The organism is Mesorhizobium sp. WSM4849 (genome assembly GCF_055811385.1).
In genome coordinates this window covers 199,858-208,893 of sequence record NZ_JBVVPW010000009.1, presented here as the reverse complement: position 1 = coordinate 208,893, position 9,036 = coordinate 199,858, and the positions used below count along the sequence as shown (strand labels likewise).

The following is a 9,036-nucleotide window of genomic DNA, read 5'->3' as shown; positions in this document are numbered from 1 at the left end:
GAGCTTTTTCGCGGAACCGGGTGGTAGCGTTCGGTTCTGGTCCGCCGGAGCACTGCCGGCGGGTAACGGCGAGGATCCCAGGGTCTGCGCCCCGTCGCTTCGCTCCTTGCTCCGCCCTGGGATGACGAAGTGGAGGGGTGTTTGCAGCGCAGCGACAAAGGCGTGCTTCCAGGATCAGATTTTTCGATGGCAGAAGATGGCTTGACGGCCTTTGGCTGGCGTCTGAAAAGGACTGGCCTGCGGACGTGGCGGAATTGGTAGACGCAAGGGACTTAAAATCCGCGCTAGGCCATGCCGACATGTCCCGCCGGGTACTGTATAGCCCGGTTTTCTGGCTTTTCCTGGTACCCGTTTGCATTGTCATCCCCCCTCGTCACCATCTGTGCTTAGCCGTCCGGTGCCAATTGCGGTGCCAATTCTTTCCTGCGACTATCCAAACCAAAGCATCACCAATGAGGATGGAACGCAAAAATGGGCGAAGCAAAACTCAAGAAGAAGGGTGGTAACGCCGATTTTGACAGTTTAGATGCAAAGCTCAGGAGCTTAGGCATCAACACCAGCGAGTTTGGCTTCTATGATTCCCAACCGTTCTTGGAGGTCGAACGCAATCGTCCCGACTTCATAGAACAATACGCGCGTTGGGTTGCGCTCCGGCCGAGGCCCGCCAACTATGACGCGCATGTGCGGTCCATCGTGCCGCAGCTCACGGAAAACCTCGCTAAAATTCTGCTCAGAGAAGATCTGCAGGGCGGCTGCGTGACGTGCGCTGGTATGATGTCTCGTATGCTCGATCGCCTCGGCATATGGAGCTACAGCGTCATCGGATGTCTCACACTCGAAGTAGCGTCCAAGAACCTATGGCGAGGGATGGCTACCAGGGATGACTTAGATTTCCCGGGTGCCATACCCGGCCACGCGTGGGCGGTCGCTCCGCCATACGTGATTGTCGATGCCGCCGTAAACCTACAGCACTGGCACAACGATGCCATGGGCGAGTGGGTGCCAAACTATGTCGTTATCGATCAGGGATTCCGAACGGTTAAGCCCGACGTTAGCGACGTCGTAAGCGCCTCTGTGAGAGCCCGCTATGCAAGAAAGGACGGGGGCTTTGATCCCAACCTCCATTACCGCCTAGAACCTCGTCTGCGAGAGTTTAGCAAGACGTTTCCGGCCATCGATAGGACCGAGGGGGAACTTCGCGTTCGATATGTGCCGGTCGCAGCTAGGGCAACAGACTGCCCCCTGGAGGAGATAAACGCTGAGAGAAGCATCGGTCTAACAGGCGCAGAAATGTGGGCTGAACTGGAGCCAATAATCGGACGATAACGCGCTCTATTGCACAGCACTTCGGAGGCCTTGGCGGCAACAGGGCCTCGATCTTGTCGCTGAGTGTGCTGTTAGCTTCCGACGCCGTTTCCATGCGGGCGTGCACTTCTTCCAGTTCTTTGTCGAGCCGGAACAGCTCGTCGTCGGCAGGCGCGGCGGCCGCCGTGGCTGAAGCATTGCGAACGCTGGCAGCGGTGGCGGCGAGAGCGAGGCCTGCCCCTGTCAGATAAGCAGGCGGCGGCGGTTGACATCGGGCATGCCTTCGGCGGCAGCCCGAACAAGGGTGTTCGGCATCGGTAATACTCCAGTTGCTTTAGTTACAGGTGTATGTAAAACATACAGGCGTTAGCAATGTCAATCAGGATTGTTTACAAGCGTATGCAAAATGCTCCTCTAACGCCAGAAGCGAACCGGGCCGCACGTGCGATCCTCCGATGGTCCGTGCGCGACCTTGCTGGGATAGCTGGCATATCGTTCACCACCGTCCACCGCTTCGAGCAGACTGGCACCGCGACGGAAACGACCAAGGCAAAGATTGTCGCGGCCTACGCTTTGCACAATGTCGATATAACGAATGGGGAAGGCACCGGCGCGAGGCTGCGGAAGCCGGCGGCGCCCGGCCATAACCTGCCCGACGGCGAAGCCGGCATCATCGAAAACAACGAAATGTAGTTGGCAGGTCGTCAAGCGCCTTGCAGGGGCGAAGCTTTTGACGTCCAGTGCGCGGAGGGGGGACACCATGCGCAAAAGTTTCTTTCTTGCCGCCGCTGCGGTCGTAGCCGTAGCCGGCTGCCAGACACCGGCACCGATCATCTTCAAGCCGGGAGTAGACCTGAATTCGACCGTCGCGGCCGTCGACCAATGCAAGATCGATTCCTTCAAGGAAATTCCGCAGTCGCTCGCGACGGATGTTAATCCTGGATACAACAACCCAGGCACCCTGCAATGCAACACCTATGGAACCATGGTGACCTGCAACCGGATTGGTGCGGTGAACATCCCAGCTTCGTCGACGACTTATGACGTTAACGGTGAGCTGCGTGATCGATATGTGGTCCGCTGCCTCCAGTCCAAGGGCTTCACCGTCAAGATGGATGGCCGAACCTGTGCCTCCGAAGCCGAGACCAAGAAGGCACTTGCGGATCGGGCAGCGGGGCAAATGCCGCAATGCGCCGTCAGGTATGGGTCATAGGGTCGGCCGTCGCGGCCGGTGTCGAGTTCATCCCGGAGAATGGCGGTGGCGCCGGGGTGAGGTTGAGGAAGAAATAACGCGGAAATCGTCAGCGCGCCCTTGCACTTGAAACTACACTTTTATGCGATAACCCTTTATGCGGATTGCTCTGGCTTGCCTTTGCGCCAGATCGGCGCGATGCTGCCCTTGGGAGTTGTCAAAGGAGAGATCTCCAGCAGCACACCGCTACCAGGAGGTAAGCGATGGGTCCTATGGAAAAGCCGCCTTATGTGCCGACAGAGATTCATGTCGGAACGGTCACGGACAAGATCGGCAATCTCGGAATCCTCTCAATCCAGACGACAGAAGGCCGCCTGGATGTTGCGCTCGACCGCCAGGCAGCGGAGGCGATCGTCAACGCCATTAGCGCAATTCGGAGGAAGCTTGCATCGAACCAAAGCTAGTGGCCTAGTCGTTCAACATTCTGCCGGTAAAAGCTTTCTAGTGACTTCCGCTTTTGCGGTTGGAGGGGCATCAACTGAAACCGCTTTGGAGATTCCTGATGCACCTCGTCATAGCAGCACTGAGATGGCGGTCCAATCGTTCGAAGGCAGCACTGCTCCTGGGATCGGCACTTTTCGCCGCTAGCGCATCCGTAGCATGGGCCGATGCTCTTGAGGTTTTGCAAGGCGTCTGGGTCAGGGAACGCACCGACTGCACGAGGGTGTTCGAGAAGATCCAGGGGAAAGTCCGCTTCAAGGACCGTACCTATGCGTCCGAGGACGGTTTCATCATTACCGGCAACAAGGGAAAGGGCCCGGTTGGGGGCACCTGCACGATCTCGCAAGTCAACGAGGAGAACGACCGCTTCTCCGCCCTATTAACCTGTGCGGACGCTGTTGTATCCCGGAAGTTTTCATGGTCATTCCGCATCATCGACGCAACCCACTTTGAGCGCTTTGATGCGATGGTTGGTGCCTTTAAATACAAGAAATGCGCGTTCTGACTAAAGCGTTGAACAAGCCTGCCCGACACCCACTCATGGAACCGAGTCTAGGCTCATCCGATTTGAGGGCTAGAGGAACCGAACACAGCCGTTTTGCTAAGTTAGCAGCGATGCTTGAGCGGCCTACAGTCTTCCCAGCCGGCGAACCTACCCCGTTTGCTGGTTAGGCCCGGCGGCCGGCTGTTGGTCACCCCCAAGTGGCTGTCGGGCCGTTCTTGCGGTGCCAGCAGCAAATGACCCACTGTGGGACAGGCCCACGGGCGCCGTGGTTTTTCCGTGCCGTACAGAGCCTCGCCAGCGTGCGTTCCCGCTGGCCGCTGTCCTACACCGCCGAAGCACCTCGCGCGTCCTGGCGGCCCCTTGTGCCAGCGCTGCGATAGTGCTCTGCTGTCTACTCACTCGGGGAGGGCTCAATGAAATCTGCAATTCTGGCCGTATTGGCGGCTTTGACCTTGGCTTTTGCGACCAGCGCCTATGCACACAGCGGCGGCACCGACAGCAATGGTTGCCACAAGAACCACAAGACAGGCGACTACCACTGCCACTGATTATGCGGATCTCTGAATGACCCGCCTATCTGTTGCGGAAGAGCTTGAAACCGCTGCCGATCGCATCGCGGACATGTCGCGCGCGGATCTGCAGATCATCCTGCGTCGCGCCGCATTGATGCTCAGGAACGTCTCAGGCGTGCCGCTTGAGCCCGCAACGGAGGACGCGCTCAATTCCATCGCGGCTGAAATGAAAATTGGTCGGTCCGACCTCATTCAGATCGTGCTGCGCGAATGGCTGGAAACCAACGCCTATTTGCCAGTTCGAACGATCGACGAGGAAAGCGAAACCGGCGGCAGCGCCTAGGGACTTCCGCGATAACGGAATTACTTGATTTGCCAAGTCCGGTATTATCCAACGGCGGCGGACCCCAATCCGCCTGGCTGGCGCCGTCAAGGGTCCTTACCCCAACGCCCCCCCAAGCGGTGCCGGCCACCTTCAGCCCCTTCGTTCGAAAGTTGGCTTCCAGTCGCGATTGCGCGCCCGCTGCTGGCCTTCGTAGTCAGGAACGCATGTGAAGAACACCTGCCGGCGGTCTCGGCCGGCAGCCTTGCAATTTGAGCAGACAAAGAGCCCGATCAGGTCGTCATGCATCGAGCCGTGGTCACGGCCGAGCCTGTCAATCAGCGCCTGGATGTCGAGCTTCGTTGATTTGCAGCACATTGGGTGTCCGCAATTGACATAGATGGTTTCGCGGGCGGCCAGAGTGTCGGCGAGGGTCTTTCGAGGCATGGCGATCTCCGTTGAAGGGGCTCGCCGCAACGGGAGGAATATAATCCTGATTTCGATGACAAGGGCAAGCGGGTTGGTCGCAGCTCGGAACGAAACAGCCCGCGACATAAGCGCGGCCGCGCCACGGCAAGCCCCGCCAGCGCGCGTTTCGGCTAGCCGACGTCTGGCGCTCAGCGCGTCCTGGCGAGCGCTTGTGCCAGCGCTGCGATGATGCTGCGAGCCTCTATTGCGAACGCTCGACCGCAAAGGTTGGCGCGTCATCCCCCTTGCCGGCCTGGAGAAATTCAACGACGGCAAAAAGAAGTTGTTCGGCCAAGGTCCTGTTCATCGCCAGTTCGATCGTGCCGGTGTCGGTCTCCAGTTCGAGGAGTCCGATCAAGGGCTCGGCCGATAGGAGTGTGGTGTCGACGTCGAGAAGTTTGTTGAATCCGGATCTACTGGGCTTGCGTTTCATAGGGCCTCCATCGGGCGCTCAGCTCGCCAAGCCTTCGTCATGGTGAACGATCGCATCTAGGACCACTTCGTAGACGCTCCCTATGTCTTCCTCGATCTCGACTTCGCCAATGCCTAGAGCTTTTGCATCCGCGAGCAGCTTCTGGACCGCTTCCCTGACTGAAATTACTTCCGCGCTCATAAGGCCATCGAGGTTGCTGCTCAGCCATTTGTGCAAGAAGTCCGTACCGCGGGTGCTCATTCCGTCACAAGCTGGCGGAGCGCATTAAGTTCCTTCGTCCCAAAAATCCTGCAGCGAGGCGTGCCGAAGGTCTTCCTCGCCCCTTAGATGCTTTACGCGGGCTTTGATCCCCGGCTTGACCCACTGCGTTGCCGGCCGCTTTGGCATGTCCTTGGGCGGTGGCCCGGCATGTTCCTGGATCGTTTTCCAAAGTCGTTCCCGCATCTCGCGGTTGACGCTGACGAATGCACTCCCGACATATTTGCGGGTTTCCGGCTCGGCCATCAGGGCGAAGGCCGGCTTACCCCGCTCGCGTTCGACGCCAAGAAGCTCGAACTCGCTCTCGGTGAATGACTTGGTCTTCAGCCAATTGGTGGTTGGTCCGCTGCGATATTTGCTCTCTCGACGCTTCGATACCATCCCTTCCAGGCCGGCCGCGTCGATCAGATGATAGATCGCATTAGCCTCGCCCGGCATCGTTTCGCTGAACTGGATGCGACTGTCGGACCCTATAAGGCCGGCCAGGATTTCCCGCCGATCCTCAAGTACAATGTCGCGCAAGTCGTGGCCGTTGAGATGCAGCAGATCGAATGCGACGAAATAGAGGTCGTGCTGGCGCCTGGTGATTGCCTTGCGCAGCGCGGCAAAGTCCGAAAGGCCAGCCTCATTCAGAACGACGACTTCGCCGTCGATGATGGCGTTCTGTACGCAGAGACCTTTGGCTGCCTCGGCCAAATCGTGGTACTTCGATGTCCAGTCTAGTCCGCGGCGAGTGAAGATCCGCACACCGTCGGCGTCGATGATGATCTGGGAGCGGTAGCCGTCGAATTTGGCTTCATGCATCCAGTCATCGCCTTGGGGCGGCTTGGCTACCAAGGTAGGCATCATCGGAGGAATAAATTCTAGCCGGCCGCCGGCACTCACTCGTTTAGGCACCAAATTGACTCTAGGCTCATCCGATTTGATAGCCAGAGGAACGGAACGTGACCATTCACTAAATTAGCAATTCTGCATAAAACGGCTTATTATTCGTCCCAGCCGGCGGACGCGGCCCAAGCCCCGCCGGTTAGGCCCAGCGGCCACTACCCCCAAACTCCAACTGACCGCTGGGCCGCCCCATCTCAGCGAGAAAGCATGGACGGCCAAGATAACATCCGCAACGCATGGGCCGCCCTCAAGCTGGTTCGCATGGCTATTGAACAGACCTGCCCGGCTGGCGTGCTGCCAAGCGAGGAAGCCGTTTTGTTGCTTTACGGCCCCGAGCCAGTCCATGAGGGGGAAGCCCTTGCTAAGGCAGTCATTGAGACTGTCGAGCGGCTGACCCGATCTCCGAAAAATGAGAGTGGCAGCAACTGAGGCCCACTGACCGGGCTGACCCCAAAGGACCTCGGCCCCTGTTGCACTGCAATGTCACCGGCATGTTGTTCTCAACGCACCTAGCACGATGTTCGATGTGCACGTGACGGGTTGCGGACGCGGCGGCGCTCCCAAAAGCACACGCCGCTCCTCTGGAACGCTTCAACCACTTTGCCGCCGCAGTAACAGCCCCTTGCTTGAGATGCGGCTTCGGGTGAAGGTACGGAACCACGGGCGACGGTGCGCGTTAGTACGACCCTTGTGAGGATGTGCCATGCCAGCTCGCCCAATCGTATCGACAGCCGCGGCGATCCTGTTCGCCGCCACAAGCATGGCTTACGCCCGGCCGGATGCGCGCACCATGACTTGCGAACAGACGCAGCAGCTGATCCAGAGCCGGCGCGCGGTCGTCCTGACCACCGGCCGCAACACCTATGATCGATATGTCCGCCAATTTGGCAATGAGTGCGACCGGCCCGCCGTGCCCGTCGCCTCCTATGTCCAGACGCTTGAGGGTCAATGTCGGGTCCATCGATGCGTGGAATGGCAGCATTTCGATTTCCCGTGAGCCGGCTTTTGATCCAATGTCTGTTCGCGCGACGTCTCTGCCCCGCTCTTCACGGAGAAAAGCGAGAGAAGCCCGCGCCTCTGGCGGAGCGCGCGGGCCCCGATCGGGGTGGGCCCGATCTGCACCGGGCAACGCAGGTGCCCGCTGGTCACAGACACCCTGGGCCCACGTCAGTCAAAGTGCTCGGGCAAGTCCTTCAACTGGTCGGTGGTCATTTGCGTGATGGCATGCACATCGCCGTCTTCGTCCCGCATAAAATCGAGCTGACTGGCATAAAGCGCCACGCGCTTTGAGCCGATGCCGAGGAAACCGCCAACATCGAAAACGACCTGGGCATCGTCCCCGGTCCCATGGATGTGGTCTACCGAACTGATTTCCTCATCATCGCGACCGTAGATGGTCGCTCCTTCAATCAAGTCAGCGCGCAGTTCCGCATTCGTAAGCCGTACGTGATTGGTGTGGTCCATTGTGGGGTCTCCTCTCATTTGGTCTGAGGTAACCCCCGACCGGGCCAACCGTTCCGAACGATTATTTGCGGCTCCTGACGGATATCTGGACTCTTGCCTAATAACGAAGCATTCTCTCTTCGGGGAGAAGGGCGTGGGCAAAGGCCACCGTTATCAAGGCGCCAATCAGGCTGACCGCTGGCGAAGGCGCGCCGGCAGAAGAATGCCGTCACGGCGGCTGCCGCGACCCCTCTTGGGGCTGATCTTCCTCGGCGTTGGCTTGCTTGCGGCAGCGGCCACCCAATTCGCGATCCAGAGCACCGCCGGCCTCCAAAGCACGATAACAAACTGGACAGAACCATTGCCTGGCCCCATGGAAGGCCGCGCCTCCGTGATCGATGGCGACACAGTAGAGATTGCAGGCCAAAGGATTCGTTTCAGTGGCATCGACGCGCCCGAGAGCCGTCAGCACTGCGACGATGCCAAGGGCTTTGACTACCCATGCGGGCGCCGCGCGGCCCAAACCTTAGACGAGTTCCTGGCAGCATCGCGACCGCTGCATTGCAGTTTTGTCGACCGTGATCGGTACGGGCGACTCGTTGGGGACTGCAATCGCGCCGACGGCCGAAGCGTTCAGAAATGGCTCGTTGAACAAGGCCTCGCTCTAGATTGGCCGCGCTACTCGAGCGGCGCATTTGCCGCCGAACAAGGGGTCGCCAAGGCCGCGCATCGCGGAGTTTGGCAGGGCCGCTTCGATCAGCCATGGGACTGGCGAGATGCGAACGCCGACAAGGTCGAGACCGTCAGCGAGCAATCGACCGGCTTCGGCTTTCTTGGTGGCTGCAACATCAAGGGCAACATCTCAGCCGGCGGCGAGCGCATCTACCACATGCCTGGACAGAAGTTCTTTGCCGATACGAGGATTGCCGAGGCGAAGGGCGAGCGCTGGTTCTGCTCGGAAGCTGAAGCGCGAGTTGCCGGCTGGCGGAAGGCGCGAAGGTAGGGGCGTGGCGATCACGGCCACCGTCCGGAGACGGGTCACTGAGCACCGCGTCAGCGTCTCAATCCCCTCTTACAACTTCCCTCATTCGATCATTGATCATACCAAGGTGAAGAAGGGGCAGCAGATCGAGCTTACCGGCGAGGTCAAGTACAGGCCGCCGAAGCGCAGGAAGCCGCTGCGCGATATGGTTGACTAGCCCGCGCGCG

16 protein-coding genes are annotated in these 9,036 nt (G+C 59.3%); 11 read left to right on the top strand and 5 right to left on the bottom strand.

The window, feature by feature from the left end:
• The first annotated feature begins 471 nt into the window (after window positions 1-471).
• From AC0L3L_RS12685 to AC0L3L_RS12655, 7 genes are all read left to right on the top strand, one after another.
• Window positions 472-1,326 carry a hypothetical protein gene (locus tag AC0L3L_RS12685; RefSeq protein ID WP_473637793.1) on the top strand — a complete coding sequence of 285 codons (855 nt, stop codon included), beginning with the start codon at window positions 472-474 and terminating at the stop codon, window positions 1,324-1,326.
• Window positions 1,327-1,767: 441 nt separating this feature from the next.
• Entirely contained in the window at window positions 1,768-1,998 is a 231-nt protein-coding gene (locus AC0L3L_RS12680) for a hypothetical protein (protein WP_473637792.1), read from the top strand.
• Between the two features lie 37 nt (window positions 1,999-2,035).
• On the top strand, window positions 2,036-2,518 hold the full coding sequence (locus AC0L3L_RS12675; RefSeq protein ID WP_473637791.1) for a hypothetical protein: 483 nt from the start codon (window positions 2,036-2,038) through the stop codon (window positions 2,516-2,518).
• 242 nt (window positions 2,519-2,760) lie between these two features.
• A complete protein-coding gene (locus AC0L3L_RS12670) occupies window positions 2,761-2,961 on the top strand; it encodes a hypothetical protein (RefSeq protein WP_128170874.1) in 201 nt (66 codons plus the stop codon).
• A gap of 98 nt (window positions 2,962-3,059) precedes the next feature.
• Entirely contained in the window at window positions 3,060-3,503 is a 444-nt protein-coding gene (locus tag AC0L3L_RS12665) for a hypothetical protein (protein ID WP_473637790.1), read from the top strand.
• Between the two features lie 413 nt (window positions 3,504-3,916).
• Window positions 3,917-4,051 (top strand): YHYH domain-containing protein, encoded by a 135-nt coding sequence (locus tag AC0L3L_RS12660; RefSeq protein WP_352525993.1) that lies wholly within the window; start codon window positions 3,917-3,919, stop codon window positions 4,049-4,051.
• Window positions 4,052-4,067: 16 nt separating this feature from the next.
• Entirely contained in the window at window positions 4,068-4,358 is a 291-nt protein-coding gene (locus AC0L3L_RS12655; RefSeq protein ID WP_473637789.1) for a hypothetical protein, read from the top strand.
• Window positions 4,359-4,490: 132 nt separating this feature from the next.
• Here the strand turns inward: AC0L3L_RS12655 and AC0L3L_RS12650 are convergent, their stop codons facing one another.
• The 4 genes from AC0L3L_RS12650 to AC0L3L_RS12635 all read right to left on the bottom strand — a co-directional run bounded on the left by AC0L3L_RS12650 (window position 4,491) and on the right by AC0L3L_RS12635 (window position 6,345).
• Window positions 4,491-4,784: a hypothetical protein gene (locus tag AC0L3L_RS12650; RefSeq protein WP_473637788.1), complete on the bottom strand. Its 294-nt coding sequence runs from the start codon at window positions 4,782-4,784 to the stop codon at window positions 4,491-4,493.
• 223 nt (window positions 4,785-5,007) lie between these two features.
• The gene (locus AC0L3L_RS12645) at window positions 5,008-5,238 is read right to left on the bottom strand and encodes a hypothetical protein (RefSeq protein WP_473637787.1); all 231 of its coding nucleotides are present in this window, start codon (window positions 5,236-5,238) and stop codon (window positions 5,008-5,010) included.
• A gap of 18 nt (window positions 5,239-5,256) precedes the next feature.
• Window positions 5,257-5,478: a DUF768 domain-containing protein gene (locus tag AC0L3L_RS12640; protein ID WP_473637786.1), complete on the bottom strand. Its 222-nt coding sequence runs from the start codon at window positions 5,476-5,478 to the stop codon at window positions 5,257-5,259.
• A 24-nt stretch (window positions 5,479-5,502) separates the two neighbouring features.
• On the bottom strand, window positions 5,503-6,345 hold the full coding sequence (locus AC0L3L_RS12635; RefSeq protein ID WP_473637785.1) for an ATP-dependent DNA ligase: 843 nt from the start codon (window positions 6,343-6,345) through the stop codon (window positions 5,503-5,505).
• A 246-nt stretch (window positions 6,346-6,591) separates the two neighbouring features.
• Here AC0L3L_RS12635 and AC0L3L_RS12630 point away from each other — a divergent pair, with 246 nt between their 5' ends.
• Window positions 6,592-6,813, top strand: coding sequence for a hypothetical protein (locus AC0L3L_RS12630; protein ID WP_473637784.1), 222 nt, complete (start codon window positions 6,592-6,594; stop codon window positions 6,811-6,813).
• 274 nt (window positions 6,814-7,087) lie between these two features.
• Entirely contained in the window at window positions 7,088-7,381 is a 294-nt protein-coding gene (locus AC0L3L_RS12625; RefSeq protein ID WP_287363242.1) for a hypothetical protein, read from the top strand.
• A gap of 170 nt (window positions 7,382-7,551) precedes the next feature.
• On the opposite strand, the gene AC0L3L_RS12620 is transcribed toward AC0L3L_RS12625, so the two are convergent.
• A complete protein-coding gene (locus AC0L3L_RS12620; RefSeq protein ID WP_473637783.1) occupies window positions 7,552-7,848 on the bottom strand; it encodes a PRC-barrel domain-containing protein in 297 nt (98 codons plus the stop codon).
• A gap of 232 nt (window positions 7,849-8,080) precedes the next feature.
• Here AC0L3L_RS12620 and AC0L3L_RS12615 point away from each other — a divergent pair, with 232 nt between their 5' ends.
• Window positions 8,081-8,830, top strand: coding sequence for a thermonuclease family protein (locus tag AC0L3L_RS12615; RefSeq protein WP_473637782.1), 750 nt, complete (start codon window positions 8,081-8,083; stop codon window positions 8,828-8,830).
• A 4-nt stretch (window positions 8,831-8,834) separates the two neighbouring features.
• A complete protein-coding gene (locus tag AC0L3L_RS12610) occupies window positions 8,835-9,026 on the top strand; it encodes a hypothetical protein (RefSeq protein WP_473637781.1) in 192 nt (63 codons plus the stop codon).
• The last annotated feature ends 10 nt before the right edge of the window (window positions 9,027-9,036 follow it).

Coding starts and splice junctions, on each gene's coding strand:
- AC0L3L_RS12620 (WP_473637783.1), bottom strand. CDS start 7,848: ATGGACCACACCAATCACGTACGGCTTACGAATGCGGAACTGCGCGCT.
- AC0L3L_RS12630 (WP_473637784.1), top strand. CDS start 6,592: ATGGACGGCCAAGATAACATCCGCAACGCATGGGCCGCCCTCAAGCTG.
- AC0L3L_RS12665 (WP_473637790.1), top strand. CDS start 3,060: ATGCACCTCGTCATAGCAGCACTGAGATGGCGGTCCAATCGTTCGAAG.
- AC0L3L_RS12640 (WP_473637786.1), bottom strand. CDS start 5,478: ATGAGCACCCGCGGTACGGACTTCTTGCACAAATGGCTGAGCAGCAAC.
- AC0L3L_RS12635 (WP_473637785.1), bottom strand. CDS start 6,345: ATGATGCCTACCTTGGTAGCCAAGCCGCCCCAAGGCGATGACTGGATG.
- AC0L3L_RS12645 (WP_473637787.1), bottom strand. CDS start 5,238: ATGAAACGCAAGCCCAGTAGATCCGGATTCAACAAACTTCTCGACGTC.
- AC0L3L_RS12625 (WP_287363242.1), top strand. CDS start 7,088: ATGCCAGCTCGCCCAATCGTATCGACAGCCGCGGCGATCCTGTTCGCC.
- AC0L3L_RS12685 (WP_473637793.1), top strand. CDS start 472: ATGGGCGAAGCAAAACTCAAGAAGAAGGGTGGTAACGCCGATTTTGAC.
- AC0L3L_RS12650 (WP_473637788.1), bottom strand. CDS start 4,784: ATGCCTCGAAAGACCCTCGCCGACACTCTGGCCGCCCGCGAAACCATC.
- AC0L3L_RS12670 (WP_128170874.1), top strand. CDS start 2,761: ATGGGTCCTATGGAAAAGCCGCCTTATGTGCCGACAGAGATTCATGTC.
- AC0L3L_RS12660 (WP_352525993.1), top strand. CDS start 3,917: ATGAAATCTGCAATTCTGGCCGTATTGGCGGCTTTGACCTTGGCTTTT.
- AC0L3L_RS12655 (WP_473637789.1), top strand. CDS start 4,068: ATGACCCGCCTATCTGTTGCGGAAGAGCTTGAAACCGCTGCCGATCGC.